Source organism: Rhizobium sp. WYCCWR 11128 (assembly GCF_013416305.1).
Lineage (GTDB): Bacteria > Pseudomonadota > Alphaproteobacteria > Rhizobiales > Rhizobiaceae > Rhizobium > Rhizobium indicum.
Genome location: NZ_JACCEZ010000001.1, coordinates 1064236 through 1089711, shown reverse-complemented (window position 1 = coordinate 1089711; position 25476 = coordinate 1064236). Strand labels below are relative to the sequence as shown.

General features: G+C 61.4%; 27 protein-coding genes and 1 tRNA gene. 16 read left to right on the top strand and 12 right to left on the bottom strand.

What is annotated here, in order from left to right:
• The first annotated feature begins 143 nt into the window (after positions 1 to 143).
• Positions 144 to 932, top strand: coding sequence for a sulfite exporter TauE/SafE family protein (locus HX898_RS05305; RefSeq protein WP_138329421.1), 789 nt, complete (start codon positions 144 to 146; stop codon positions 930 to 932).
• A gap of 38 nt (positions 933 to 970) precedes the next feature.
• Here the strand turns inward: HX898_RS05305 and HX898_RS05300 are convergent, their stop codons facing one another.
• From HX898_RS05300 to HX898_RS05285, 4 genes are all read right to left on the bottom strand, one after another.
• Complete coding sequence (locus tag HX898_RS05300) at positions 971 to 1996, bottom strand: DNA polymerase III subunit delta' (RefSeq protein ID WP_180194160.1); 1026 nt, start codon at positions 1994 to 1996, stop codon at positions 971 to 973.
• Positions 1997 to 2004: 8 nt separating this feature from the next.
• Entirely contained in the window at positions 2005 to 2685 is a 681-nt protein-coding gene (gene tmk, locus HX898_RS05295) for a dTMP kinase (protein WP_138389155.1), read from the bottom strand.
• Positions 2686 to 2816: 131 nt separating this feature from the next.
• Positions 2817 to 4010 carry a D-alanyl-D-alanine carboxypeptidase family protein gene (locus HX898_RS05290; RefSeq protein ID WP_180194159.1) on the bottom strand — a complete coding sequence of 398 codons (1194 nt, stop codon included), beginning with the start codon at positions 4008 to 4010 and terminating at the stop codon, positions 2817 to 2819.
• Between the two features lie 71 nt (positions 4011 to 4081).
• Positions 4082 to 5188 (bottom strand): septal ring lytic transglycosylase RlpA family protein, encoded by a 1107-nt coding sequence (locus HX898_RS05285; RefSeq protein ID WP_180194158.1) that lies wholly within the window; start codon positions 5186 to 5188, stop codon positions 4082 to 4084.
• Between the two features lie 396 nt (positions 5189 to 5584).
• Between HX898_RS05285 and HX898_RS05280 the strand changes: the two genes are divergently transcribed.
• Positions 5585 to 5788, top strand: a complete 204-nt coding sequence (locus HX898_RS05280) for a hypothetical protein (RefSeq protein WP_180194157.1) — start codon at positions 5585 to 5587, stop codon at positions 5786 to 5788.
• Between the two features lie 99 nt (positions 5789 to 5887).
• Here HX898_RS05280 and HX898_RS05275 read toward each other — a convergent pair whose 3' ends face one another.
• Positions 5888 to 6214: a GYD domain-containing protein gene (locus HX898_RS05275; RefSeq protein WP_029874139.1), complete on the bottom strand. Its 327-nt coding sequence runs from the start codon at positions 6212 to 6214 to the stop codon at positions 5888 to 5890.
• A gap of 210 nt (positions 6215 to 6424) precedes the next feature.
• On the opposite strand from HX898_RS05275, the gene HX898_RS05270 reads away from it, so the two are divergent.
• Positions 6425 to 7600: a GGDEF domain-containing protein gene (locus HX898_RS05270; protein ID WP_180194156.1), complete on the top strand. Its 1176-nt coding sequence runs from the start codon at positions 6425 to 6427 to the stop codon at positions 7598 to 7600.
• Positions 7601 to 7796: 196 nt separating this feature from the next.
• A tRNA-Ser gene (locus tag HX898_RS05265) sits at positions 7797 to 7886 on the top strand.
• A gap of 148 nt (positions 7887 to 8034) precedes the next feature.
• On the opposite strand, the gene HX898_RS05260 is transcribed toward HX898_RS05265, so the two are convergent.
• Positions 8035 to 8349 (bottom strand): hypothetical protein, encoded by a 315-nt coding sequence (locus HX898_RS05260; protein ID WP_138329414.1) that lies wholly within the window; start codon positions 8347 to 8349, stop codon positions 8035 to 8037.
• A 983-nt stretch (positions 8350 to 9332) separates the two neighbouring features.
• Between HX898_RS05260 and HX898_RS05250 the strand changes: the two genes are divergently transcribed.
• A complete protein-coding gene (locus tag HX898_RS05250; RefSeq protein ID WP_138329411.1) occupies positions 9333 to 10058 on the top strand; it encodes a 3-keto-5-aminohexanoate cleavage protein in 726 nt (241 codons plus the stop codon).
• 349 nt (positions 10059 to 10407) lie between these two features.
• Here HX898_RS05250 and HX898_RS05245 read toward each other — a convergent pair whose 3' ends face one another.
• Positions 10408 to 11835 (bottom strand): MFS transporter, encoded by a 1428-nt coding sequence (locus HX898_RS05245; protein ID WP_180194154.1) that lies wholly within the window; start codon positions 11833 to 11835, stop codon positions 10408 to 10410.
• Between the two features lie 144 nt (positions 11836 to 11979).
• Here HX898_RS05245 and HX898_RS05240 point away from each other — a divergent pair, with 144 nt between their 5' ends.
• Positions 11980 to 12876: a LysR family transcriptional regulator gene (locus HX898_RS05240; RefSeq protein ID WP_180194153.1), complete on the top strand. Its 897-nt coding sequence runs from the start codon at positions 11980 to 11982 to the stop codon at positions 12874 to 12876.
• Between the two features lie 102 nt (positions 12877 to 12978).
• Positions 12979 to 13200 carry an alkylphosphonate utilization protein gene (locus HX898_RS05235; protein WP_020050017.1) on the top strand — a complete coding sequence of 74 codons (222 nt, stop codon included), beginning with the start codon at positions 12979 to 12981 and terminating at the stop codon, positions 13198 to 13200.
• A 24-nt stretch (positions 13201 to 13224) separates the two neighbouring features.
• On the opposite strand, the gene HX898_RS05230 is transcribed toward HX898_RS05235, so the two are convergent.
• The 3 genes from HX898_RS05230 to HX898_RS05220 form a co-directional block, all read right to left on the bottom strand.
• Positions 13225 to 14052, bottom strand: coding sequence for a transglutaminase family protein (locus tag HX898_RS05230; protein ID WP_180194152.1), 828 nt, complete (start codon positions 14050 to 14052; stop codon positions 13225 to 13227).
• Positions 14053 to 14180: 128 nt separating this feature from the next.
• On the bottom strand, positions 14181 to 15053 hold the full coding sequence (locus HX898_RS05225) for a transglutaminase family protein (RefSeq protein ID WP_138329408.1): 873 nt from the start codon (positions 15051 to 15053) through the stop codon (positions 14181 to 14183).
• A 492-nt stretch (positions 15054 to 15545) separates the two neighbouring features.
• Positions 15546 to 15701 (bottom strand): hypothetical protein, encoded by a 156-nt coding sequence (locus HX898_RS05220; RefSeq protein WP_018445292.1) that lies wholly within the window; start codon positions 15699 to 15701, stop codon positions 15546 to 15548.
• Positions 15702 to 15736: 35 nt separating this feature from the next.
• Between HX898_RS05220 and HX898_RS05215 the strand changes: the two genes are divergently transcribed.
• The gene (locus HX898_RS05215) at positions 15737 to 16036 is read left to right on the top strand and encodes a hypothetical protein (protein WP_180193655.1); all 300 of its coding nucleotides are present in this window, start codon (positions 15737 to 15739) and stop codon (positions 16034 to 16036) included.
• A 584-nt stretch (positions 16037 to 16620) separates the two neighbouring features.
• Entirely contained in the window at positions 16621 to 16875 is a 255-nt protein-coding gene (locus HX898_RS05210) for a GlsB/YeaQ/YmgE family stress response membrane protein (RefSeq protein WP_003539804.1), read from the top strand.
• Positions 16876 to 16992: 117 nt separating this feature from the next.
• Here the strand turns inward: HX898_RS05210 and HX898_RS05205 are convergent, their stop codons facing one another.
• Positions 16993 to 17274, bottom strand: a complete 282-nt coding sequence (locus HX898_RS05205) for a hypothetical protein (protein WP_003539806.1) — start codon at positions 17272 to 17274, stop codon at positions 16993 to 16995.
• A 218-nt stretch (positions 17275 to 17492) separates the two neighbouring features.
• Between HX898_RS05205 and HX898_RS05200 the strand changes: the two genes are divergently transcribed.
• Genes HX898_RS05200 through glp form a run of 5 tightly spaced genes read left to right on the top strand, consistent with a single transcriptional unit; the run spans position 17493 to position 22951 of the window.
• Positions 17493 to 19385, top strand: a complete 1893-nt coding sequence (locus HX898_RS05200) for a peptidylprolyl isomerase (protein ID WP_180194151.1) — start codon at positions 17493 to 17495, stop codon at positions 19383 to 19385.
• An 8-nt stretch (positions 19386 to 19393) separates the two neighbouring features.
• Positions 19394 to 20410: an anthranilate phosphoribosyltransferase gene (gene trpD, locus HX898_RS05195; RefSeq protein WP_180194150.1), complete on the top strand. Its 1017-nt coding sequence runs from the start codon at positions 19394 to 19396 to the stop codon at positions 20408 to 20410.
• Positions 20411 to 20419: 9 nt separating this feature from the next.
• A complete protein-coding gene (gene trpC / locus HX898_RS05190; protein WP_138389144.1) occupies positions 20420 to 21232 on the top strand; it encodes an indole-3-glycerol phosphate synthase TrpC in 813 nt (270 codons plus the stop codon).
• A gap of 1 nt (position 21233) precedes the next feature.
• Positions 21234 to 21731, top strand: coding sequence for a cyclic pyranopterin monophosphate synthase MoaC (gene moaC, locus HX898_RS05185; RefSeq protein ID WP_168269697.1), 498 nt, complete (start codon positions 21234 to 21236; stop codon positions 21729 to 21731).
• Positions 21728 to 22951 carry a gephyrin-like molybdotransferase Glp gene (gene glp, locus HX898_RS05180; RefSeq protein ID WP_180194149.1) on the top strand — a complete coding sequence of 408 codons (1224 nt, stop codon included), beginning with the start codon at positions 21728 to 21730 and terminating at the stop codon, positions 22949 to 22951. The genes moaC and glp overlap by 4 nt, the downstream gene beginning before the upstream one ends.
• 10 nt (positions 22952 to 22961) lie before the next feature.
• Here glp and HX898_RS05175 read toward each other — a convergent pair whose 3' ends face one another.
• On the bottom strand, positions 22962 to 23627 hold the full coding sequence (locus HX898_RS05175) for a 50S ribosomal protein L11 methyltransferase (protein WP_180194148.1): 666 nt from the start codon (positions 23625 to 23627) through the stop codon (positions 22962 to 22964).
• Between the two features lie 681 nt (positions 23628 to 24308).
• Here HX898_RS05175 and HX898_RS05170 point away from each other — a divergent pair.
• Together HX898_RS05170 and HX898_RS05165 are read left to right on the top strand one after the other, a co-directional pair.
• Entirely contained in the window at positions 24309 to 24683 is a 375-nt protein-coding gene (locus HX898_RS05170; protein ID WP_180194147.1) for a cytochrome c family protein, read from the top strand.
• A gap of 314 nt (positions 24684 to 24997) precedes the next feature.
• Entirely contained in the window at positions 24998 to 25471 is a 474-nt protein-coding gene (locus HX898_RS05165; RefSeq protein WP_180194355.1) for a (2Fe-2S)-binding protein, read from the top strand.
• Positions 25472 to 25476 lie beyond the last annotated feature (5 nt).

Here is a 25476-nt window from a genome sequence, read left to right as displayed (position 1 = left end):
TGATTTCCGGGACGATGGGGGCGTGAACTTGACTCAGCTTCTCGCCCAATCTACCCGTCTTGGGAAAGAGGGCGGGACAAGAACGAAGTGCGAGTTTTCATCTATCGGATTTGTCGTGGCCGCGCGCCGTCAGGGGCGCTTGTTTGACATTCGAACCGCTCTATTCGCTTTCCGGCCTGTTCGTCGGCGCGCTCGTCGGCATCACCGGCGTTGGCGGCGGTTCGCTGATGACGCCGCTGTTGGTGCTGCTCTTCGGCGTCCATCCCGCCACCGCCGTCGGCACCGATCTTCTCTACGCGGCGATCACCAAGACGGCCGGTACCGCCGTTCACGGCATGCATGGGCGGGTCAACTGGAAGATCGTCGGCAGCCTCGCGGCCGGCAGCCTGCCGGCCGCCCTGCTGATGCTCTGGCTGCTGGCCGGCGTCGATCGCAAAAGCATCGGCGTGACCAATACGATCACCACGGCACTCGGCTGGCTTCTGGTCATGACCGCGATCATGCTGGTCTTCCGTGGCCCGATCCTCGAGCTGGCGCGGCGCGCCATCGGCGATCGCACACCGCCGAAGCCGACGACCATCCTCGCCCTCACCGTCATTCTCGGATTCGTTCTCGGCGTCCTCGTCACCTTGACCTCGGTCGGTGCCGGCGCGCTGGGTGTGACGATCCTGCTGGTCCTTTATCCCAGGCTCGATGTACGCGAGATCGTCGGTTCCGATATCGTTCATGCAGTACCGCTCACGTTGATCGGCGGCACGGGCTATTGGCTGATCGGCGAGATCGACTGGCCGATGCTGTTTGCCCTGCTGATCGGCTCTATCCCCGGCATCATCATCGGCAGCCTTCTGGCGCCGAAGCTGCACGAACGCACCATCCGCATCGTCCTTGCCGCCACGCTTGCTGTTGTCGCAGTCAAGCTGCTGACCGGCTGATCAGAGCACGGTGCCGAAAGTGTCAGCGGTGACGCGCTTTAAAGGCCCGGCTGCTTGATATCGGCGAGAATGCTGATGATCGTCTGCTTGCGGTCGAGATTGTAGCCATCGGAAATGGTCAGCCGCTCGGTGATCTCGGAATAGAGCCGCGCCAGCCGCTCCGCCGCCGCGATCCGCCCCTCGCCGGCTGCCGCGCGCGCGCGGTTCATGATGTCGTCGCCGACATGGCTGACGAAGAAATCGAAGATCGTGTCGCTCTCCCGACCCGAAAGCGCGTCGGCCAGCCGATGCATCGCCTTGCGGGCTGTCGGCCCCTCGGCGGATAGCATCTCATCATAAGCGGCGATGATCTCGCCGCCGCCGTAGTTCAGGAGTTTCAGCGCCTCGCCGACGCTACCCTTGGCGGCCGAAAGCACCGCCCCGCCCTCGCCTGATATGCCGAGATTGGCAAGGGCCGCGACGAGTTCATCGTCGGAAAGCGGCGCGAGTTTCAGCGGCAGGCAGCGTGAGCGGATCGTCGGTAGCAATCGTCCCGGCGCATGCGACAGCACCAGGAACAGCGCCCGCTTCGGCGGTTCTTCCAGGATCTTCAGGATGGCGTTGGCCGCATTGCGGTTCATGTCGTCGGCCGGGTCGATGATGACGATCCGCCAGTTGCCGGTGCCAGATGTCTGCGAGAAGAACTTGCCGGCGCGGCGCACCTCGTCGACGGTGATTGCCGATTTCACCTTGCCGGTCTTTTCGTCCACCGGCCGGGCAAGATGCAGCAGATTATGCGAGGCGCCGGAGGCGATCTGCCGGCTGACGGAAGAGGCCGGATCCGGATCGCCGATTGTCTCCGGCGCTGTCTCGGGATCGGGATGCGAGAGCACGTGATTGGCAAAGCGGAAGGCGAGCGTCGCCTTGCCGATGCCTTCCGGCCCCTCGATCAGGACGGCGTGGTGGCCCTTGCCGGAGCGGTAGGACTGCGCAAGGAAGGCTTCCGCCTCCGCATGCCCGAACAGCCTGGTATTTTCCCCCGGCCAGATGGCGCCGTGGAGCAGTCCGGGCCTTTCCTCACTCATAATTGGCTTCACTCATGATGGGCGGCTTCCGGCATTCGCGCACGGCCTGCCGGCGACAGCAGTTGTTGGATGATCGCCAGGATCTCGGCGGCGATCGCCTCCTCTGTCTGCATGGCGTTGACGACGTGGCAGCGCTCCGGCTCGCGGGCAGCGATATCGAGAAAGGCCTCGCGCCGTTTCTCGTGCGTTTCCAGCCGCTCCTTCTCGAAGCGATCGGGAGCATCGGTCGCGGCGCGCTTCTGCGCCCGCTCCAGCCCGACCTTGGCGGGGATGTCGAGGATCACGGTGCAATCCGGCATCACGCCGTTGATGGCGATGCGCTGCAGCGTCTCGATGAAATCGGGCTCGAGATTACCGGTAATACCCTGGTAGACGCGGGAGGAATCCATGAAGCGGTCGCAGAGCACGACCTTGCCTGCGGCCAGGGCCGGCCGGATCACCTCTTCGACATGGTCGTTGCGGGCCGCGGCAAAGAGGATTGCCTCCATCCGCGTGCCGAAGGCTTCGGCAGCCCCCGACAGCAGCACGTGGCGCACGGCTTCGGCGCCCGGCGATCCGCCTGGTTCGCGCGTCATCAGCACGTCGTGACCTTCGCCCTTCAGCGCCTCGGCGAGGCGGCGGATCTGCGTGGATTTCCCAGCGCCTTCCCCGCCTTCAAACGTAACGAACAATCCCGTACCGGATGACAATGACAACTTCCCGCATTCCAGGCGCCGCACGCGCCCTGCTCCTTCTATCTATCCGAAGATATCAGGGAGGAAAACCTTTCGCCGCGGCGACATATTCACCTTTCCCGGCAAATTGCATTGGAAACAGCTCGTCAGACGGGCGCGGGCTTGTCCCAGAGCCAGGAGAAGAACAGCGATTCGCCGAGTTCCAGCATGGCGTCGATCGCCCGGCTGCTGAGTGAGCCTTCGCCGACCGCTTGCACGGTATAGAGCGGCACTTCCCTGAGCAGCCGGCTGCCGGCGAAAATCCTCAGCGTCCCTGCCTGGGTATCCGGCTTGACCGGCGCCGTCAGCGGCCAGCGATAGATGATGCGCGCCGACAGCCGGTCGGGATTGCTGATCGGGATATAGACGCTGACCGGCGCCTTGGCGACGAGATCGACCGTGCGCGACGTGCCGCCATAGACGCTGGCGGCGCCAATCACTTCCTTGTCGGCGAAGATCTGCCGGTTCTCGAAGGCCGTCAGCCCCCATTCGAGCACCCGCTTGGCCTCTTCCGTCCGCTCCTTGTCGGAAGCGATGCCGGCAAGCGCCAGAAACAGCCGCCTGCCGTCGCGCTGAACCGAAGCGACGATCGAATAGCCCTCGCCCTCGGTAAAGCCAGTCGCCAGCCCGTCGGCGCCGAGATCGAGCCCGAGCAGCGGGTTGCGGTTGCGCTGGAAGATCTTGTTCCACTCGAAATCCGGCTGCGCAAAATAGGGATAGAGATTGGGATAGGATTGCTGAAGGGCGGCGGCGAGCGTCACCATCTCGCGTGCCGTCACCTTGCTCTTGCCATCGGGAAGGCCGGTGGAATTGCCGAACTCCGCCTTCTCCATGCCGAGCTCGCGGGCACGACGCGTCATCGACACGGCAAATTGCTGCTCGCTTCCGGCCATGCCCTCGGCAAGGATGATGCAGCTGTCATTGGCGCCCTGGATGGCGATGCCCTTGATCAGGTCCTCGACGCGCACGCGTGATTTCAGGCTGGCAAACATTGTCGCCGTCCGCGACGGCGCGCCGCCCGTCCGCCAGGCATATTCGGAAACGGGATATTCGGTATCGAGCGTGATCTGGCCCCTGGTCAGCGCCTCGAAAACGAGATCCATCGTCATCAGCTTGGCGAGTGAGGCCGGCGAAAAGCTCTGATCCTCGTTCTTAGCGAGAAGCACGGTGCCGGTGGTGGCCTCGATCATATAGGCCTGCGCCGCCTTGGTGGCGAAGCCGGCGGCACCGCCATCGGCTGCAAAGGCTCCGGTGGCGAACGGCATCAGGCATGCAAGCAGGCGAAGCGCGGGCTTCAGCATCGCAATTTCCACTTATGGAGCGGCGTATGTCGGGAGGTTAGAGCGAGGGGGAATTCGATGCAATGCCATGCTCAGCGGGCGGCGAACTTTGCCTGCTGGCGCTTGGCGGAGGCAAGAATGGACTCTTGGGTCAGCCCGTCATTGCGCACCATCACCGCGTCGAAGGCGAGATCGACGGTCACCGTCTTCACCTCTTCGTTCTGGTAGCCGAGCGCCAGCGAATTCTGGGGCCGCTCATAGGGCATCGGACCGATCTCCGGCAGCACGACCATCTGGTCCATGGCCTGCGCACCATTGTTGAAGGACGGCGCTGATGGCGCCACCAGAACATGGGCAGCCGGCGCCAGAACGGGTGCGGCGGCGGCTGCCGCATTGTTGCGGGCGCTCGGCGTCGAGCCGGCATAGGAGGTGGCCGACCTCGGCACCGGCACGTTAGCCGGCGTCTCGTAGTTTTCCGAACTCTGCAGCTGGTCGCGGGTGATCTTTCGGCTGTTGGAGGCGACCATCACGCCGCTTGCGATCTGGCCTTCAGGATTGACGCCGGGAATGCGGCTGCCCTTCGGCGCGTAGGAGGCCATCAGATAGGGCATGTCGTGGCCGTCCATGCGGGCGCGGCCGACATATTGCACGCGCACCTTGCCGGTGCCGCTGTGCTGCAGGTCCAGCATGTCGGCCGTCTTGTTGGAAAGGTCGATGATGCGGCCTTCGTGATAGGGGCCGCGATCGTTGACGCGCACGATGACGGAAGAACCACTTTCGAGATTGGTGACGCGCGCATAGCTCGGCAGCGGGAAGGTCGGATGTGCAGCGGAAAGATGCATCTGGTCGTAGACTTCGCCGTTCGCCGTCAGGCGCCCGTGAAAGGCCGAGCCATACCAGGAGGCGACGCCGACCTTGTTATAGGCGAAATCTTCCTTCGGATAATACCACTTGCCCTTCACCTCGTAAGCGTTGCCGACGATGTAGCGGCCGCCGCCCTTCGGGATATTGTTGCCGGTGGCGACCCGCGGGCTCGCCTTCACCCCATATTCGGATTCGGAGAAATACTCTTTGCCGTGGGCTTTTTTCTTCGGCACCGCCTGCGTCGTGCCGCAAGCCGCAACCGTCGCACACATCGCCGAGATCGCCAGCCACCGTGCTGCCGTTGCGAAAGACGCCGCCCCGTAATCCAGTTTCATATGCCCCACGCCGCTCAAAGATCGTTATGGTTAAGGAACCCTGCCCCATCTTGGGGCAATAGCGCCTTATTCCCGCCCGCCTAACGAGGCTTTAATCTTGCTAAGTTCGTGGCAAATTTACGAACGATTTCGCAGCGATAGCGACAATTCTAATGATTATGGTTTATAAATCACTAACGAAAGCCCTTTCCGCCTGCCCTTTCGCCGCCGCAATGAGGCCCGAAATCATCGTGCCGATGCGGGGCATATGGTGAACATCCGGGCGCTTCCGAACGCCCCCAAAGCTCCATATTGAAACACGGCCTGCGCGTATTTGATGCGGGGCGGCGCTTCCTTCTGTATGGGAACGAATTGTCTGCCGCGGGCTTTGAAGGTTTAGACCTTTGGAGGATCACTATGAACGATGAAACCCTGAAGCAGCTCGACACGGTCAGCCAGCAGTTGCACGCTCGATCTCGCGCGCTTTCCCAGCCGGATGAAGATAACGACATCGCAATCCTGATGTCGGCCCTTGCGGTGACGATGGAGGCGGTTCGATCTCTCGGCGAGGATATGAACCAGCTCAACGGTCCGAAGGGCCTTGGATCTGACGGAAGCTAAGTCTGTCATGTCTCCGGCGCAATTCACAGAAAGTTTGCGCCGGAACGAGAAGCGCAAAGCGCTGATCTTCGACGTGGATGGGAAGCCGTGGGCCGCCGCCTATGCTGCCGGTGGACGATAGCGTACCGACTTCGCCTTTTCCAAGGCTGCGATCGTATCCTCGACGCTGAGGAGGACAGTGGTCTCCATGGAGCTGAGTGCACCTCCTGCACCGATCGCAAGTGCTACGGCCGCCATCGATACGTTATCGGGCGCCTCCCACAGATTCCAACCATCATGCTCGCCGAAGGCGTACCAGAAGCCATGCAGCTTTCCGCCCACGGATTCAATGTAACTGCGTGCCGCCTCTCGGCGATCCTCGGGATTTTCGATCATCCGCGCCCAGGTCTCGGGCGTGTAGCTGAAGCGCGTGAGATACATGGCCATGGTTTGTTTCCTCCGCCAGAACAACACAGTTAACGCTCAAGCCGGGGAGAACGCGAGTCATTTCCAATATATGGACGGGGTCCCAACGATCTCGGTCGCCAGTCTCCGGAAGAGCAGCGAGTTCCGCCGTCAGAAGGTCGCGCGGCGTTCATCGAAAAGTAGATTTTAGCCGTTATTCGGACCCCGCTTCTCTCACATCGGGTTCCGGCAATGGATCTTGCGACAGTCCTTCTTCTACACAAGTCTTCCTTCATCGTCGGAGCGATCTGCTTCTTCTATGTGAGATGGCGTTCTGGAGCGACGCCGGGGCTCGGCGTACTTGCAGTTGGTTTTACTTTGCTCGCGATCGCCTCAACGCTGGCTGGGTGGGACGAGAGCCTTCACATGTCCGATAATGCCAGGACGTTCTGGAGTTTTGCACTGGGCGCCAATGGTTACGGGCTGATGGCGGTTGGTCTTTTCGGCCTCAGCCGGCGTCAAAATTCTATACGAGATTGGTGGCCATTGCTCCTGCCCGTCGTCCTGATGCTGAGTGCGGCGATCACGCCATGGTATTTGAACAATGGATTGAGAGCATCGGTGTTCAATGGCAACGCCGCAATCCTGCTTGCCTTGTCAGGTTTCGTGATCGCCCGCGACTTCTTCCATGAGCGTCTTACCGCGCGGCTCGCCCTTTCCGCCTCAATATGGGTGGCAACGTCTCTCTCGGCTTTGGTCGTCATTGGTTTCATCCTTCCAAACGATGCGCCTCTTCCCCCGCGCTACGCTTTCTTTCTGCTGATCATCTGTCATTTCGCAGTGGCTTTGTTCGTGCTCGTCCTCGTGCAGGAAAGAGCCGAAGAAAAGCTTATCAGACTTGCAAATACCGATATGCTGACCGGCATTCCCAACCGGCAGCATTTCTTCAATTCCCTTCCGAAAGTCCTCGCCCCCGGGGACGCCTTCGTCCTCATCGATATCGACTTTTTCAAGCGTGTTAACGATATGTACGGACACGACAAAGGTGATGTCGTTCTCATAAATGTCGCTCGGACGATTGCTCGGAGTGCCCACTCTTCCTGCGTGTTAGGTCGGTTGGGCGGCGAGGAGTTCAGCCTCTTTTTTCGCGGCCAAACGGCAGCCTCTGCTTTTGCGCTCGCTGAGCAGGTACGCGAGGCTGTCAACGCCCTGAGCCTTGTCTTCGAAGGAAATCAGGTCACACCTTCCGTCAGTGCAGGTGTGGCACTTTGGGAAGCGGGTCTAACCGAACAAGACGTCCAGAAGCGTGCAGATCAGGCGCTCTACATTGCCAAAAACAAGGGTCGCAACAGGGTTGAGTTGTTCAGCAGCGTCGGGTTGACCTCCAGCGTCCTTGCGCCGGAACCTCTACCGGCTCGCGCAGGCTGAAGAACAGCTGAAGGTCGGCTCTCTCGAGCTAGTCGCACGTCATGGCGAAGATGCTGGCAAATGCTGCAGAGCACGTTGACGCTGCTACCAAAGCTGCTAAAAAGCCAGCCATCGAGTGATTGGGTCGCAAATCGGTAGCAATGACCGGTTCGTAGAAATCAACAGCATGTTGATGTCTCAACCTTTTCAATCAGATGGAAGAGTGTCCGAGTGGTTTAAGGAACCGGTCTTGAAAACCGGCGTGCGGGAAACCGTACCGTGGGTTCGAATCCCACCTCTTCCGCCATCTTATATTGATTTTATTGCACAATTTCCGCTTTCCGCGCGAGAATTGCACGCTTGTCATAAACCCGCTTCTGGTATGAAAACCGCCAGCTGGTGAGGCTGGCGGCGCATTTGTTGAGCACCAAGGTTGGTTTCAGTGGCGCTGCCGGCTAAAAATCGAAATACACGGTCACACCTGACCGACGACGATAGGGGTAACGGTCGCGATAGCCGTAATAGTCGCGACTGCCGTAATACCGCGGACGATAGCACGAGCCGTAATACCGACAGTCGCGGTAAGCGTACCGGTGTTTCTTCCGGTGGCCATACGCATGTCCATTACCGTGGCGACGGTGTTTGACCTGCTCGACGTCGGAGGTATGCATATGTACTGCGTTCGGCACGACGATCGGCGCGGCGTTCAGCGGCAGGGCGAAAGATGCAGACAAGATCATGGCTGCAAGTGAGGTAAAGAGCATCTTCATCGGCGCATCCTTTCAGGCTGCGATTCTGGGTTAATAAGCATTAACCTCCGATGAACGGTGCGAGCATCCCAGAAAACACCGGCCTGCGTGCCGCTGGTGTGGTCGCGGATGGTGATCGCGCCGGCCTATGGTGTTGGTCCCGCCGTCGATGCGGCTCGGCAGCTGGCTAGCGCAGGTCTACGACCCACGCCGATGCGCACAGGGCGGCGCGCATTCGATTAGTTCCCAGATCTCTCCGCGGCGGTAGCTCGTGTACAGGAGCCAGTCCATGCCGCGGCGCTCTTCGTTGCAACGCTTGCACGCCAAAGCGATGTTGTCTCGATTGTTGCGGCCGCGATCAGAGCGGCACCGCGGGTGCTCAAGGGTTTCGGCATTCCGCGGCTGCTTATGTGGCGGTTTGTCACTCAGAACCATAGGCTGGAGGCAGTAGCAGCGGCCGCCGCCCTGTTTCTCGCGTATCTTGATGCGGTTCTGAATGTGGCAGGTCATGATCAGCCGGTGATGGGTTCGATGGCCGGGTCAACGACTGTTCGCCGCTGCCTGCCGTGAGCTGAGCTAAGAATTTCGATCTCGTAGAGTTCGCGACCCTTCCGCCATCCGTCGTTTTCCGAAAATTGCGGTTTTGTACCTCAGGAAGGTTGGCCTTCCCTGAGGGCAACAGATGAGTTTCACCCTCCTCCTTTGCGTCGACGATGAGATGATGTACAGGCAGCAACAGGACGCGACCGCCATTAACTTAAGAATGGGGTCGGGCGGCAGATTGACGTCACGTCGCTGCCACGAGATCACGTGGCCGTCCTCTAGTCGGCGTCCGCACAGCTTGACCCTGCACGAGAGCAGCAGTCGCCTATCTCGACTGTTTTGATATTATTGGGGCTGTAACGGCAAGGGAAATGACTTTGTCAGCAGCGCCCCTAAGTCTTCAGGTTTCCAATTTGGTATACCCGGCGTCTTAAGCGGCCCAACAAGCGCGAGGCTCCTTTATGATCGTTCAAGCTTGCATCAACGGCGCGCGGCCGAGCGATTTCCATCCGCTCCTTCCGCTGACGATTGATGCCATGGTGCGTGATGCCACGGCTTCGGTCGCTGCCGGCGCTGCGGAGCTCCACGTTCATCCGCGCGGAGCCGATGGCAAGGAGAGCCTTGCCGCCGTCGACGACACTGTCGGCGCGATCCGCCGTGTCTGTCCGGGAACGCTGATCGGTGTGTCCACGGGCGCCTGGATCGAAGGCGATCGGGAGAAAACGCGGGAAGCCATCCGCCGTTGGTCCGTTCTGCCGGATTATGCCTCGGTGAACCTCTCGGAAGACGATGGCCCTGGTGTCATGCAGTTGCTGCAGCAGAAGGGTATCGGCATCGAAGTCGGGCTGGCATCGGTCGCCGATGCGGAGCGCTACATCGGCCTCGATGATCATGAGCGGGTCTTTCGCGTGCTCATCGAGCTCGATAACGAACAGGATTTGCAGCGCGCATGCGATATCGCGGACGGCATTATCAAGGCGCTCGGGGATGGCCGGGTCAAGCGGCCCATTCTTCTGCATGGTTTCGACGACACCGTCTGGCCCTTCGTCAGGTTGGCGCGCGAGCGGCGCTACTCCACCCGTATCGGCCTGGAAGATGGTAAGCACCTCCCGGATGGGACGATTGCCAACGACAATGCCGCGCTGGTCACTGCGGCCGTTGCGATCTTCCGTGGTCACTCGAACTGATCCCGATATGTCGGCGGCCGGGCGGTAGCCCGGTATCTCTTCGGCGCCATCGAGGCCGGTATCGTCAAGGCGCGGAAATGTTTCGAAAATACGGGCTCGGCGAAGTCGATGTTTCGCCGGACAGCCCTCACGAGAAGTACGAATATATCAGGACGCCGACAGAACCCCAGAAGATAAGAGGCGTCAGTATCATCCCCGCAACGAACATTTTAGTCACAGCAAAACTCCGAACACCTCCACGCATGTCGAAGCTACCTATTGCATCGACGGAAAGTTCCTATGGGCACGAAGTCCGGGATGGATCGGACCTTGGTCTGGGTTTCGCTCGCGCGGCCGATAAGTGCCGGGCTCAACTCTCCCCGAGCGCTCGGCGGCGGCGGTAAGTCCCGAGTGCAATAGCGAGCGCGACGATAATCAGTGCTGCTGCGACGGCAAAGGTGATCCGCATGCCTGAGGCGACGGCCTCGGGATGCGCCGCTGTGATATCGGGTGTTCCCGAAGAGAACGCGAAGACGGCGCCCATCACGGACGCGCCGGTAATCAGCCCGAGATTGCGCGACAGGTTGAGCATGCCCGAGATGACGCCCCGCTGGTCCGGGCGGACATCCGCCATGACGGCTGTGTTGTTGGCCGCCTGAAACAGCTGATAGCCGGGTGTCAGCATGGCAATGGCGGCGATGTAGCCTGATATCCCGGGAAGTACGGCCATGGCGAGGGAGCCTGCCGCCATGGCAACGAGCCCCGCGACAACCACGAATGCCGCGTCCATACGGTCCACCAGCCGACCGGCCGGGACCCCGCTCAAAATGGAGATGACCGGGCCGATCGACATGACGATGCCGACGAGCGCTTGATTGAGCCCGAGCGCATGGGAGAGGTAGAACGGCGCGACTACCAGCGTCGACATCATCACAGTCGAAACCAGCATGTTCATCGCCAGGCTGGCGGTGAGCACGCGATTGCGAAATACTGTCAACCGGATCAGCGGCGATGCCACTCTTGCCTCGGCGAAGACGAAGAAACCGGTGCCGAAGACGGCGGCTGAGAGCAGGACGATGTTCAGTACGCCAAAGCGGCCGTGCCCGATCGTCATCGCCAGCGCATAGGCCGAAAGCGTCAGCGCAAGCAGCAGTGTGCCCGCCAAGTCGAAGCCCTTCCGATCCGTCTTCCCCTCGCTGATATCGGCGGGCAGATGGCGATAGACGAGAACGAAGGTCAGAACGCCGAGCGGCACGTTGACGAGAAAGATTGCCGGCCAGCCGAGCCCGGCAATCAGCAGGCCGCCCAGCGAGGGCCCAAGAGCGGTACCGATCGCCGACATCGTTCCAAGCAGCCCCATGGCGCTCCCAGTTCTTTCCTTCGGCACCGTTTCGCCGACAAAGGCCATGGTGAGCGCCATCATGATGGCTGCACCCAGGCCCTGCACAGCGCGCGCGGCAATCATCAGCCATAACGTCGGCGCGACGCCGCAGAGGACCGAGGCCAGCGTGAAGAGCAGGATGCCGATGAGCAGCAGCCGGCGTCGGCCGGTGATGTCGCCGAGCCGTCCGACGCTGACGATCAGGGTGGTGATGGCAAGGAGATAGGCGAGAACGATCCACTGCACATCCTGGAAGGCGGCGTTGAATGCTTGCGCCAGGCTCGGCAGGCCTACATTGGCGATGCTGGTGCCGAGTGACGGCAACAACATGGAGAGGGAAAGACTGGCAAGCGCCCAGCGGACGGAAGGTGTCCGTTCGGCGATTGCCTCGCCTCGTTCTGCAATGATCGGCTTCACCCGTGAACTCCGTTTTCTCTTAGCTCCCCAGAATGGGACTGATGAAAACCTAGTCCTCGGCTTGATATGGCGGAAGGCGCATGATTTGCACGTCATCCATGCGTTTGACGCCACATCAGGATGAAACCATGTTATACCTGATACATGTCGACACCCGATCTCAACCTGCTAGTCACCCTTGATGTGCTGCTTGCCGAGGGCAGCGTTGCGCGTGCGGCGCAAAGGCTGCGGCTCAGCCCGTCGGCGATGAGCCGGGCCTTAGCACGATTGCGCGAAACGACGGGCGATCCGCTGTTGGTGCGGGCCGGCCGCGGCCTCGTCCCAACGCCGCGCGCGCTTGAACTGCGCGAGCGGGTCGCCCGGCTCGTCGAGGATGCGCAGGCAGTTCTGCGTCCTGCCGAGGCGCTCGATCTTCAACGCTTGGTCCGGCCGTTCACGTTGCGCACCAGCGAAGGCTTTGCCGAGAGCTTCGGACCTGATCTCATCGCCCGCCTCGGTCGGCAAGCGCCCGGCGTGCGGCTGCGCTTCGTGCAGAAGCCGGACAAGGACAGCGCCCCGCTTCGCGATGGGACCGTCGATCTGGAAACCGGCGTCGTCAGCGGGACGACGGGTCCGGAGGTGCGGGCGCAGGCCCTGTTTCGCGATCGTTTCATCGGCGTCGTGCGCTTGGGGCATCCGCTTTGCGAGCGCGAGATGACACCCTCCCTTTATGCCGGCGGCCAGCACATCTACGTCTCGCGGCGCGGCCTCGACAAGGGACCGATCGATGACGCCTTGAATGCGCTCGGGCTGGAACGGCAGATCGCCACCATCGTCAGCGGCTTTTCTACGGCACTGGCGCTCGCCCGGAACTCCGATCTGATCGCCAGCGTGCCCGAACGGCACACCGGAGCCTTGCGCGCGGGAATGCACAGTTTTCCCCTCCCCGTCCCGACGCCTGAGATCACGGTGTCATTGCTCTGGCACCCCAGGATGGATGCCGATCCCGCGCATCGCTGGCTGCGCGGCTGCGTTCGGGACGCCTGCGCGCGAGCTGATTGAAGGGCCGCGCAGGATCTGAGGTCGGGCCGATTGATCCGTTCGTGTGGTTGACTATCCCGCGGCGCCATGATTTCCCGTCCGGGATCACCAAACGGGGACGTTATGACCGACATCATTGTAAAGGACAGCAACGGAAGCCAGCTTCACGACGGCGATTCCGTGACGCTGATCAAGGACCTCAAGGTCAAGGGAACTTCCGAGACGCTGAAGCGTGGAACGCTGGTCAAGGGCATTCGTCTGACCGACAATCCGGGCGAGATCGAGTGCAGCACCAAGCAGGTCAAAGGCCTCGTGTTGAAAACCGAGTTTTTGAAGAAGGCATAAAGTCCCTCGCCCGCGACTCCGCGATCAATCGGCTTTCACCGCCTCCGGCGGCACTTCCTCGGTGATCACCTCGAAACGGGAAAGCGTTGCCGGGCCGAAGGCCGTCGACATGGCGACGTCAGTGGCGTCGCGGCCGGTTCCCATCAGGATCCGGCCGATGCGCGGCGTGTTGTGGCGGGCATCGACAGTATGCCAATGGCCGCCGAGAAAGACCTCGAACCAGGCGCTGAAATCCATCGGATTGGGATCGATCGGAACGCCGATATCGCCGAGATAACCAGTGCAATATCGTGCCGGGATATTCATGCATCGGCAAAGCGCGATGGCGAGATGGGCAAAGTCGCGGCAGACGCCTGCCTTGTCGACAAAGCCGCCATGCGCGGTCCTGAGCACGTCGGCCTTCAGGTAGTCGAAGGTGATGTGGTCATGGACGAAATCGCAGATCGCCTGCACGCGCGCCCAGCCGAGCGGTGTCGACGAGAACGTCGCCCAGGCGAAATCTGCAAGCCTGTCGGTGTCGCAATAGCGGCTGCCGAGCAGGAAGACCAGCACATCGTCGGGCAGGTCATTGATCGCGTGCTGGACGGCATCGTCGGGAACGATGTCGGGTTGGCCGCTGTCGTAGATCTCGAACTCCGTGGAGATCGTCGTCAGCCCCGGCGGAGCGACGATCCGGCTGCAGGCATTGCCGAACACATCGGTATAGCCCCAGGCCTCGATCGGCCGGTCGAATGTCAGGATCTGATCGCTGAGAAGATCGGCGCGACGGGAGGGATGGATGTTGAGGACGAGCAGCATCGGCGTCGGCTGCGTGCATTCATAGCCCAGATGAAACCCGGCGCGTATCTTCATTGTCGCTTCCTTGTCGCGTCTCCGCATCGATGGAGGTGAGTATGGAACGTTGATCGCGCTACCCGGTTCCGTGGCCGCGGAATTGTCGCCGCACAGCCGGCTCGGAGTCATCCAAGATGACTTCTGAGTCACCTCGTGGTGACGTTGACCTGCACCGTCATGCTGTCGAAATCCTTCCCGTCCCCGTCATAGCTGCCGCTCAACGGGACTGCCTGGCGCGGATCACGGGCAACCGCGACACGAATGAGATCGCGGTTGCCGACGATGCCGTTGGTCGGATCGAACTCCGTCCAACCGGCGCCTGGAAGATAGATCTGGCACCATGCATGCGTGGAACCGCCGCCGAGCACGGTGGAGCCGTCCCGGTCGGGAACATAGACATAGCCCGTGACGAACCGCGCCGCGAGGCCGAGGATGCGTGCCGCCTCCATCATCAGCAGCGCAAAATCCCGGCAGGTGCCGGAGCGAAGCTGCAGGGTCTGCACCGGTGTCTGCGTTCCATGTTCATGGCGCCGCGCATAGACGAAGCTCTCGCGGATGGCGTAGCAGAGCGTCATCAGCAGATGCCCGGTCTCAGTCGGACGCCCCTGGCGCACGAATTGGCGCGCCCAGCGTCCGACCTCGTCGTTCGGGTCGGGATAATGGCGCTGCATCGCCGGCGTGAGATCGGCGATCTCGTCCTTGTCGTAGGAGAATGGATAGGTCAGGGCTGCGTCGTCGACCTTGAGATCCAGGGCGACCTGAGGCGTATGATCGAGCGTGATCCAGGTTTCGAAACGAAGTTCGGATGCCGGCCTCGAAAAATCGACGAGCGCCACGCAATTGCCGAAAACATCGTGGATCCAGCGCACATGACTTTCCTCGGGATAGATCGTCAACGACGCTTCGATCAGCCGCTGGTCGAAACTGTCGCGCGGTCGGAACATCAAGCGATGCTCGCCGAAATCGACGTCCCTGACGTAACGATAGGACGTGATGTGGCGGACGGAGAAAATCGTCATAAGCCACCGTCGAATCTGTTCACTTTGCTGCTCCAAGGCGGAAACGCCGCCCCTCTTCTGCGGAAGCGCCCTGCCGGCTTTCCCGCTCATCCCGATTTCTTGTCATATAAGCACGTTCGAAAGATTGCTATTGTATCTTCACCGATCGACGGCAGGGCCGTCCAACCTAAGAGGATAACATGCATATCATCTGGGACGTTCTGACGCTTCTGCTGACAATCGGCTCGCTCTATGGCGGTCGCGAATACCGGATTATTCGCGCTCGTGCCCGCGCTCAGAACTGGGGCAACTTCTGATTCGATCAGGATATCTCCGATTCGACTCCGAATCATGGCCGCATCGGTCGTTGCCGGTCGCCGTTACGTCGAATGACGTAAAGTCATGCGCTTAAGAAAATGCTTTATTATTTGAGACGGAGTCTATCCGTCCATTCTCCCTGTTAATCCTAAGCCCGCCTCACCCCAGGCGGGCTTTTTTATTCCATCGTCTGCATCACTTCTTGGCGCCGGCCGAAAGCACCCGATGTGTCGCATTGTCCATGGCGTGGCTCGCTTCCTGTCCATCCTTCTTCAGCCCGTAGGCGGTATTGCCGCAGCCGGAAAGTGTCAGCAGGCAGATGCAGGCGATGGCGATTGCAGCTTTTGGCATCAAGTGGTCCCCTCGGTTGTATGGCAACTCAGAGCATGATCGCGAAAAGTGTGAGCGGATTTTGGCATCATGCTCTAACTCTTAATTTAGAACAGGATTCGGATTTTAGGTCGACTGGGCTTAAAATCATCCTGTTCCAGGGAAATGATACACTCCTCGGCAAAATCAATCCGCAGGCGATAAGCTCGACTGGCGGTAGGGAACTCCCTGACGCGGATCGGCGTTTAGGGGAGCCATCCAACCGGGTTAACGACATGGATTATGAGCTTGCCTTCGCCGCGACGGTCGCAACAGCGTCTTTCCTCGTCTTTATGCTGATCGTCCACCGGACCTGATCGCCCGCGACGGCGGATTGCCCGAAGGCGCGCGACAGCGCCGCCCGTTCTGCGGCCGCTTGTCTGCGAGAGAGAGAGAGAGAGAGAGAGAGAGAGAGACTGCATCTCTAGGTGCTGCTGCGTCTAAAGCATGTCGCGCAAAAGGCGACGAGCCGGCAGAGAGTGGAAGGTCTGGAACGAAAGTAGCACGATCCGTCAGCGGACACGGCAAGGCTGCAAAAATAAGCGTTTTGACATCCGAAAGTATTACGGCGTCCGCGAATGTATTAAATTTTAATTAATTGCCATAATTAACTATCCATTAACAATATTGTTGCGCTCCGCCCGCTTCCGCTTATGCTTTACACAAACGGGAGAGGAAAGATGTTTAGCAAAAGCTTGATTATGCCTTTTGGCTTCGCATTGCTTGCCATTGCCGGCCTCCTGTTCCAGATCGTCGCCTACGCGCTGCACTCCCCGGTCACCCTGCTGCAGCCGTGAGTTACATAAGTTGCTGAACCCGCAAAGCAATCTCAGTAACTAGCAGTGGAACTTCGTTTCGTTTCGTGCATTCTGTGACTCGTTTTGCCAGGAGGGAGATAACCATGGAAAGCGCAGGCGTGGGTTGGATTGCAGCCATCATTATCGGCGGTGTCGCCGGATGGCTGGCGGAAAAGGCCATGCGCAGCAGCATGAGCCTGCTCATGAACATATTGCTCGGCATCATCGGCGCTATTGTCGCCAACTGGATCCTGGGTCTGTTGCACATCCAGCCGCTCGCCGGTTGGCTGGGCTACCTGATCACCGGTTTCGTCGGTGCCTGCATCTTGATCGCGATCGGGCGCGTCATCCGCCGCTGACTTGGTCGCGCCAGCTGAGCCCGGTCGCGTCAACTGGCCCGGTTACTTTTGGACGGATGCAAACACTAAAAGCCGGGCGTTCATGACGCCCGGCTTTTCTTCACTCTGAATTACCGTTCAGCGGCGGCTGAGCAGGCCGAACACGTAGGCAATGCCTGCCGTCACGGCGAGTGCCACGAGCGGTTCTTCGCGCACCTTGTCGCGCAGTCTTTCCGTCATCACCGAAGCCTCGTCAGTCACCGCCGACTTCGCCCCCTGCCCCAGCGCGACCACGCTTTCCGTCAGCCGGGAGAGATCGTTGCGAAGGGCTGCGACCTGCGCCGACAGATCGTCTGCTGCTATATCAGCCTTGACGCGCGCAGCGGTGGATTCGGCGGAAGCGGTTTTCAATTCTGCCATGGTCTGCTCCTGTTTCATGGGATGCCGCTTCAACGAAATGGCGGCCCGAAAGGTTCCGCCGCAACCGATCTTTTGTTCGCCGCAAAGCCGCCGCGGCCGAGCGGCCGCCTTGTGCAGCTTTTCGCGCGACAAACCCTTCATTTCCTGTCGGGTTTGTTTTAAGGAACGTCGAATGTCCGCCGCGCGCGGGTCAATGATACTGCGAGGTTTGCGTTTCTATGTTCCATATCCTGAGAAGAGCTGCTCAGACCTGGGTTGCCAAGCTCCTCCTGCTTCTGCTCGTCGCGTCCTTCGGCGTCTGGGGCGTGTCGCATGAGCTGCTGTCAGGCGGCAACAGCACCACGGTCGTGACCGTCGGCGATCAGCATGTGGACGTCAACGAATTCCACCTCGCCTATCAACGCCAGGTGGCAAGCCTCAGCCAGCAGTTCGGCACGCGCCTCACCCCCGAGCAGGCCCGCGCCTTCGGCGTCGAGCAGCAGGTGCTCGCCCAACTCGTCGCCGGCGCCTCGCTCGACCAGCTCGCCGAAGACATGAACCTCGGCCTTTCCGAAGATCGCCTTGCCCAGCTTATCGCTGACGATCCGGCTTTCAAGGCCGTCAATGGCCGGTTCGACCGCGAGCTCTTCATCTCGCGCCTGCAAAATGCCGGTATCCGCCAGGACGATTACATCAAGGAGCGCAGCAAGGTTGCTGTCCGCAGCCAGGTGGTCGATGCCATCTCCAACGGCTTCACCGCACCGAAGACGCTGGTCGACGCCCTGAAGCTCTATGGTGACGAAAGCCGAAGCGTCGAATACCTGCTGCTCACCAATGCCAATATCGAGCCGATCAAGGCGCCTGCCGACGACGTGCTGGCGACGTGGTTCGAAGGTGTCAAGCAGCGCTACCGGGCACCCGAATACCGCAAGCTCGTCTATCTCAAGCTGCAGCCTGGCGATATTGCCGATGCCGCGACCGTCACCGACGACCAGATCCACGAAGCCTTCGACAAGAGCAAGGATACTTATCGCACGCCGGAAAGCCGCACCATCGAACAGCTGACCTTCGCCAGCAAGGATCTCGCCGCCGCCGCCGAAACGGCGTTGAAGAGCGGCACCAGCTTCGATCAGCTGGTCTCCGACCAGGGCAAGACGGCAAGCGATGTGCTTCTCGGTGAGTTCACCAAGGACAAGGTTCCCGACCAGGCCGTTGCCGATGCGGCCTTTACGGTTTCGCGCGATGGCGGCACGACGCCTGTCGTCGATGGCTCCTTCGGCCCCGTCATCCTGCGCGTCACCAACATCAAGCCGGAAACGACGAAGAATTTCGACGAGGTGAAGGAGGATATCCGCAAGCAGCTGGCGCTCTCCAACGCCTCTCAGGAAGTGATCAACGTTCACGATCGCATCGAGGATCTGCGCGCGGGCGGTTCGACGCTCGAGGATATTGCCGGCCAGCTGAAGCTCACCGCCGTGGCCGTCGATGCCGTCGATATGACCGGCGCCGAGAAGGATGGCAAAGAGGTCAAGGATATCCCAGCCAAGCAGCAGCTGCTCGGCGAAGCCTTCAAGACCGAGGTCGGCGTCGATGCGCCGCCGCTCCCGATCGGCAATGACGGCTATGTCTGGTTCAACGTCCGCGAAATCACGCCGGACCGCGACCGCCCGGTCGCCGAAGTGCGCGAAAAGGCCGTCGAGGACTGGACGGTGGAACAGCAGAAGGCCGAGCTCGCCAAGAAGGCCGGCGAATTGAAGGCCGAAGCGGCCAAGGGCACAGCACTTGCCGATATCGCGACGCCGCTCGGCATCGCCGTCGAGAGCAAGAGCGGCGTCACCCGCTCCACCGATGATGCGGTCCTCGGCCGGGCCGGCGTCACCGCTGCCTTCTCCGGCCCCATCGACACGGTCGCAAGTGCTGTCGGCGCCGATCCCTCGACGCAGATCCTGCTGAAGGTCACCGAAGTCAACACCCAGCCGACCGGCGATGTGCTGAACAACCGCGATGCCCAGATCACCGCCATGGCCAATGCCGCCGGCGATGATATTCTCGATCAGATGGTCAACCTGCTGCAGACGCAGTACGGCGCGCAGATCAACCAGACGCTCGCTGAAAAGGCGACGGTCCGCTAGGAGATTTTATGACCGATCTGAAGCCGTTCCTGGCCAAGGCCGCAAGCCGCGAGCCGCTGACGCGTGACGAGGCCCGCGCCGCCTTCGACATCCTGATGTCGGGCCAGGCGACGCCCTCGCAGATCGGCGGCTTCCTGATGGCGCTGCGCGTGCGCGGCGAAACCGTCGATGAGATCGTCGGCGCGGTCACCGCGATGCGCTCGAAAATGCTGACAGTCGAGGCGCCGGCCGATGCGATCGACATCGTCGGCACTGGCGGCGATGCCAGCGGCACCTACAATATCTCGACGCTGGCGGCGCTGATCGTCGCCGGCGCCGGTGTGCCCGTCGCCAAGCATGGCAACCGGGCGCTGAGTTCGAAATCGGGCGCAGCCGACAATCTGGCAGCACTCGGCGTCAAGCTCGACGTCGGTCCCGAGATCATCTCCCGCTGCATTGCCGAGGCCGGCGTCGGCTTCATGTTCGCGCAGCTGCATCATTCCGCCATGCGCCATGTCGGCCCCTCAAGGGTTGAGCTCGGCACGCGGACGATCTTCAACCTGCTCGGGCCGCTCTCCAGTCCGGCTGGCGTGCGCCGCCAGCTGCTCGGCGTCTTCTCGCCGCAATGGCTGGTACCGCTTGCCGAAGTCATGCGCGATCTCGGCTCCGAATGCGTCTGGGTGGTCCATGGCGACGGCCTCGACGAGATCACCACCACCGGCATCACAAAAGTTGCAGCACTCGAAGACGGCAAGATCCGTACCTTCGAGCTCTCGCCCGCCGATTTCGGCGTCAGCCCTTGCGTGCTCGCCGACATCAAGGGCGGTGATGGTGTCGCCAACGCCGCAGCGCTTCGCGAAGTGCTCGGCGGCGCCAAGAATGCCTATCGCGATGTCTCGCTCGCCAATGCCGCCGCCTCGCTCGTCATCGCCGGCAAGGTCGAGACGATCCGCGACGGCATGACGCTGGCCACGCAGTCGCTGGATAGCGGTGCGACCGCGCTCGCCCTCGACAAACTCATCGCCGTTTCCAACGATATCGACTAGGATTGTTCGATGACCGATATCCTGAAGAAGATCGAACTCTACAAGCGCGAGGAGATCGCCGCTGCCAAGGCGGCCGTGTCGCTTGCCGATCTGAAGGCGATGCAGGCCGGTCAGTCCGACCCGCGCGGCTTCCACAAGGCGCTCATTGCCAAGCGTGATGCCGGCCGCTTCGGCCTGATTGCCGAAATCAAGAAGGCAAGCCCCTCGAAGGGCCTCATTCGCCCGGATTTCGATCCGCCGTCGCTGGCGAGCGCCTATGAGGCCGGCGGTGCCGCCTGCCTTTCGGTGCTGACTGACAGACCGAGCTTCCAGGGGGCGCCGGAATTTCTGACCGCCGCCCGCGCTGCCTGCACGCTGCCGGCGCTGCGCAAGGATTTCATGTTCGAGACCTATCAGGTGCACGAGGCCCGCGCCTGGGGCGCCGACTGCATCCTGCTGATCATGGCCTCGCTGTCCGACGACGAGGCCGAACGCCTGCAGGACGAGGCCTTCGCCCTCGGCATGGACGTTCTGGTCGAAGTCCACGACGCCGAGGAGATGGAGCGGGCGCTAAAACTCTCCTCGCCGCTCATCGGCATCAACAACCGCAATCTGCGCACCTTCGAGGTCAGCCTCACCGTCAGTGAGGCGCTCGCCCCTATGGTGCCTGATGACCGGCTCCTGGTTGGCGAAAGCGGCATCTTCACCCATGCCGATTGCAAGCGCCTGCAGGCCGTCGACATCAATACCTTCCTTGTCGGCGAAAGCCTGATGCGCAAGGAGGACGTCGTCGCCGCCACCCGCGCGCTGCTCTTTGGCGAAGCCGCCATCGCGGCCGAATGATATGAGCGGCCAAAAGCCAGGCCTCACGCATATCGGTGCCTCCGGCGAGGCGCATATGGTCGATGTCTCCGACAAGGCCGAGACGGTGCGCATCGCCACTGCCGAGGGCCATGTGAAGATGGCGCCGGAAACGCTCGCTCTCATCCGCCAAGGCAATGCCAAGAAGGGCGATGTGATCGGCACGGCGCGCCTAGCCGGCATCATGGCGGCAAAACGCACCGCCGATCTCATTCCGCTCTGCCATCCTCTGATGCTGACGAAGGTCACGGTCGAGATTGAGGAAGATGCCGCCCTGCCCGGCCTGCGCGTTACGGCGACCGCCAAGCTGACCGGCAAGACCGGTGTGGAGATGGAGGCGCTGACTGCCGTCTCGGTCGCTTGTCTGACCATTTACGACATGGCCAAGGCGGCCGATAAGGCAATGGAGATCGGTGGCATCCGGCTCCTTGAAAAGTCCGGCGGAAAATCCGGCGATTTCCGTCATCCGGAGGCAAGATGAACCTTCTCCCGGTCGCCGAGGCCCTGAACCGCTTGCTCTCCCGCGCAAAGCCCATTGCTGCGTCCGAGACGCTGCCGCTTGCCGAGGCCGAGGGCCGCGTCCTGGCCGTCGATTTGACCGCCGGCCTGACCCAGCCGCCCTTCAATGCTTCCGCCATGGATGGCTATGCGTTACGCCGCGAAGACGCGCCGGAACCGGGCGCCGAGCTGAAGGTCATCGGCATGTCATCCGCCGGCCACGGCTTCGAGGGAAGCGTCGGCCAGGGTGAAGCCGTCCGTATTTTCACCGGCGCGCCGGTTCCGCCAGGCGCCGATAGCGTCCTGCTGCAGGAGGATGCCGAGAAGATCGAGGGCGGCATCAGAACCAATTTCCCTGTCCGGCATGGCCAGCATGTGCGTCCGCGCGGCCAGGATTTCGCGGAAGGCGAAGCCGTGCTGTCTGCTGGCACCGTGCTCGATTTCTCGCGGCTGACGGTTGCTGCCGGCATGAACCGGCCTGATGTCGAGGTGCTGCGTCGCCCGCTGATCGCCATCCTCGCGACAGGCGACGAACTGCTGCCGCCCGGAAGCACGCCCGGCCCTTCGCAGATCATCGCATCCAATACGTTCGGTATTGCAGCCCTTGCCCGCAAAGCCGGCGCCGATGTGCTCGATCTCGGCATCGTGCCTGACGATAAGGCCAAGATCAGCGCGGCGATCGACACAGCGCGGGACGCCAAGGTCGATGTGATCGTCACGCTCGGCGGCGCTTCGGTCGGCGACCATGATCTGGTGCAGGCCACGCTGATCGAGGCCGGCATGCAGCTCGATTTCTGGCGCATCGCCATGCGCCCTGGCAAACCGCTGATGGTCGGCAGCTTCGGCGAGACGCATGTACTCGGCCTGCCCGGCAATCCGGTCTCCAGCCTCGTCTGTTCGCTGCTCTTCCTGGAGCCGCTGATCCGCAAGCTTGCCTCCCTGCCGCCGGTGCAGCGCGAGGTAACGGTGGAGGCGGCCGTCACACTGCGCGCCAATGACCACCGGCAGGACTATATCCGGGCGAAACTTTCGAAATCCGCTGCCGGCCACTGGCTCGCCGAACCCTTCGGCAAGCAGGATTCCTCGATGATGAAGGTCTTCGCTGCAGCCGACTGCCTCGTCATCCGCCCGCCGCATGCGGGGGAATTGCCGGCCGGAGCGCCCTGCCCGGTCATGCTGTTGCGGCCGGATCTCTTGGCATAATCTCAGCCTTTCAGTCGTAGCCGAAGAGCGCAAAGACGCCCGCCGGCACCGCCCCGCCGCCGCTGCCTCCGCCGAAATCCGCAACCGCATGGGTGGCGATTCGGTTGAGTTCTCCCTCCGGCAGGTAGGCCCGCTCGGGATCGCCGATCAGCACCTCGATGCCGCACGCCTGGCAACGCCGGAGGAAGGCCATTACTCGCAGGGCAAGCGAGGGATCGTAGAACAGATCGCCGACCACGAGAAGGTCGGTCGCGGGTGGCGGCGCCTCGATGATATCGGCGACCCAGGCCACGATGTTCACACCGTTGATCGCTGCGTTGAGCCCGATCGCGGCAATTGCATTGGCATCGATGTCGACCGCCGTCACCTTGGCTGCTCCGGCCTTCGCCGCCGCGATGGCGACGAGCCCGGAGCCGGCGCCGAGATCGAGGACACGGCGGCCGGCGACCGTTTCCGGCTGGTCGAGCAGATGGCGGGCAAGCACCGCGCCGCCAGCCCAGGGATAGGCCCAGTAAGGCGGCGGATCGGCCTCTCCGCGGCCGGCAAGCCGCCAGAGCCCGCTCGCAGGTCCTGCCGTATGAAGCCGGATCTCGGGGATGGAGGGAACAGGTGATATCGGCAGGTTGGCCTTGATGAAGGCGGCCGGATCGGGTTGCGACATGCCGGGGCGTTTCATCGTCGTCTGCTCCTGCCGGCGCTGTAACGGCGTATCGTTTTTAATAGCAAGAGCAGGCCGCCGTTGTGGAATTCCCCGCCATTTATGCACGCCACGATTTAGGTGAAATAATGAAGACGAGCCAGGCTTTTCGCAAGGAACTGAGCCGCTATTCGTGATGAGGCGTGCCATATGCCATTCAAGAACGCAACACAGGCCGTTGAAGCGAGACCGTCTTGCGAGCCTCGGCTTCTGGGTGGAAGACTCCACTATGGGCAGTGAAGAGCGATAGCGGAGACCGAACGGCTCGATTAGCCGTCGTAGCTCGCATGAAGTTATGAATGCCGTTTCTAAATAGGCGAACTTCCGCGCTGCAACCGATGTCTGCAGAACCTCTCCGAGGGAAGCTTAAGCTTCACTGATTGCATGCTGCGGCAGACACCCTTCGTCGACGATCGTTGGCTCTCGGGCATTTATGAACCTCATTTCTAACATCATGCAGATAGTACCGCCTAATGCTCCATGCAGAGGCGAGGTAACGTCCCCAACCGACCGCCGTCTCCAGTGCGATGCCATGTCCGGCGAAGATGAGGCGTGTCTTGGGTCTAAGGTCTTTAGCGCGGCCTGCCAGCAACGGTGCTGGCGCGCGCTACTCAACCGTCCTTTCAGGGCTTCTACAGCCTGTATTCGGGAAGAACACGCATGACAAAAATTTTCACTTCTGTTGTGGTCTCCACCTTGATCCTTGTGTCGGCGACGGCTCCTGCGGCAGCGGAGGGAGATGTCGCCTTGGGGCAAAAAGCGTTTCAGCGCTGTTCCGCCTGTCATTCGACCACGGATCAGAAAAAGGCTGGGCCGGGGCTCGGTGGCGTTGTCGGGCGCGCGGCCGGCGCTGCGGAAGGCGTCCGCTATTCGGCGGCCATGAAGGCGTCGGGATTGGTATGGGACGAGGCGACGTTGGACCGATTTCTAGCAGCGCCTCGCGAAGTTGTACCGACCACCACGATGACCGTGGGCGTACCCAAGCCTGAGGATCGGCTAAACATCATCGCTTACTTGAAGTCCCTGTCGGAATAGCGGCGAACCTCTTGGCTGAGCAAGCCGGCGATTGATGGGGCACCCAACGCGGCTGATCATCGCTGACCGGTCTTAGGTTGACGGGTCTGCTCGTGCTTTTGCCTCGTATTCAGAAGCCGCCTTTCTAACGTCGTGCAGGTTTTGCCAACTAATTTGGCGCCGCCGGACGAGCTAACGTTGCCGCGGAGAGCAGGCTCTTGGTCGACGGCGTCTCATCATCCTGGAGGTTGCTGGCGGCACTCCCGTCGCCGTCGCTCTCCTTAGAGATCGGCAACGAGCACATCCATTATGAAACATCGGAGAACCGACCAGTCATGATCACACTGAATATCAACGGAACTCAGCACGAGGTCGATGCCGACCCGGAGACACCCATCCTTTGGGTCCTGCGCGACACGCTCGGCATGACCGGGACCAAGTTCGGCTGCGGCGCCGCGCTTTGCGGCGCGTGCACGATACATCTGGATGGTGAGGCCGTCCGTTCCTGCAGCACCCCTCTTTCCGCTGCCGAGGGCCTGAATATCACCACCATAGAAAAAGCGACCGACGGCAGCGACCGCGTCGGCGCCGCTGTAAGCGCAGCTTGGGTCAAGCACGATGTAGCGCAGTGCGGTTATTGTCAGAGCGGTCAGATCATGAGCGCCACGGCGTTCCTGGCATCCCTGCCCTCCGGCTCGCAGCCGACCGCCTCGGAGATAGATACGGCAATGGAAGGCAATATTTGTCGTTGCGGAACTTATACCCGTATCCGCGCCGCCATAGCCGATGCTGCCAGCAATCTTGTCTGAAGGAG

Coding starts and splice junctions, on each gene's coding strand:
- HX898_RS05205 (WP_003539806.1), bottom strand. CDS start 17,274: ATGGCAGAATTGAAAACCGCTTCCGCCGAATCCACCGCTGCGCGCGTC.
- HX898_RS05225 (WP_138329408.1), bottom strand. CDS start 15,053: ATGACGATTTTCTCCGTCCGCCACATCACGTCCTATCGTTACGTCAGG.
- HX898_RS05270 (WP_180194156.1), top strand. CDS start 6,425: ATGGATCTTGCGACAGTCCTTCTTCTACACAAGTCTTCCTTCATCGTC.
- HX898_RS05230 (WP_180194152.1), bottom strand. CDS start 14,052: ATGAAGATACGCGCCGGGTTTCATCTGGGCTATGAATGCACGCAGCCG.
- HX898_RS05290 (WP_180194159.1), bottom strand. CDS start 4,010: ATGCTGAAGCCCGCGCTTCGCCTGCTTGCATGCCTGATGCCGTTCGCC.
- glp (WP_180194149.1), top strand. CDS start 21,728: ATGAACCTTCTCCCGGTCGCCGAGGCCCTGAACCGCTTGCTCTCCCGC.
- HX898_RS05220 (WP_018445292.1), bottom strand. CDS start 15,701: ATGCCAAAAGCTGCAATCGCCATCGCCTGCATCTGCCTGCTGACACTT.
- trpC (WP_138389144.1), top strand. CDS start 20,420: ATGACCGATATCCTGAAGAAGATCGAACTCTACAAGCGCGAGGAGATC.
- HX898_RS05165 (WP_180194355.1), top strand. CDS start 24,998: ATGATCACACTGAATATCAACGGAACTCAGCACGAGGTCGATGCCGAC.
- HX898_RS05170 (WP_180194147.1), top strand. CDS start 24,309: ATGACAAAAATTTTCACTTCTGTTGTGGTCTCCACCTTGATCCTTGTG.
- HX898_RS05235 (WP_020050017.1), top strand. CDS start 12,979: ATGACCGACATCATTGTAAAGGACAGCAACGGAAGCCAGCTTCACGAC.
- HX898_RS05300 (WP_180194160.1), bottom strand. CDS start 1,996: ATGAGTGAGGAAAGGCCCGGACTGCTCCACGGCGCCATCTGGCCGGGG.
- moaC (WP_168269697.1), top strand. CDS start 21,234: ATGAGCGGCCAAAAGCCAGGCCTCACGCATATCGGTGCCTCCGGCGAG.
- HX898_RS05200 (WP_180194151.1), top strand. CDS start 17,493: ATGTTCCATATCCTGAGAAGAGCTGCTCAGACCTGGGTTGCCAAGCTC.
- HX898_RS05280 (WP_180194157.1), top strand. CDS start 5,585: ATGAACGATGAAACCCTGAAGCAGCTCGACACGGTCAGCCAGCAGTTG.
- HX898_RS05210 (WP_003539804.1), top strand. CDS start 16,621: ATGGAAAGCGCAGGCGTGGGTTGGATTGCAGCCATCATTATCGGCGGT.
- HX898_RS05275 (WP_029874139.1), bottom strand. CDS start 6,214: ATGGCCATGTATCTCACGCGCTTCAGCTACACGCCCGAGACCTGGGCG.
- HX898_RS05240 (WP_180194153.1), top strand. CDS start 11,980: ATGTCGACACCCGATCTCAACCTGCTAGTCACCCTTGATGTGCTGCTT.
- HX898_RS05175 (WP_180194148.1), bottom strand. CDS start 23,627: ATGAAACGCCCCGGCATGTCGCAACCCGATCCGGCCGCCTTCATCAAG.
- HX898_RS05250 (WP_138329411.1), top strand. CDS start 9,333: ATGATCGTTCAAGCTTGCATCAACGGCGCGCGGCCGAGCGATTTCCAT.
- HX898_RS05285 (WP_180194158.1), bottom strand. CDS start 5,188: ATGAAACTGGATTACGGGGCGGCGTCTTTCGCAACGGCAGCACGGTGG.
- trpD (WP_180194150.1), top strand. CDS start 19,394: ATGACCGATCTGAAGCCGTTCCTGGCCAAGGCCGCAAGCCGCGAGCCG.
- HX898_RS05215 (WP_180193655.1), top strand. CDS start 15,737: ATGATCGCGAAAAGTGTGAGCGGATTTTGGCATCATGCTCTAACTCTT.
- HX898_RS05260 (WP_138329414.1), bottom strand. CDS start 8,349: ATGAAGATGCTCTTTACCTCACTTGCAGCCATGATCTTGTCTGCATCT.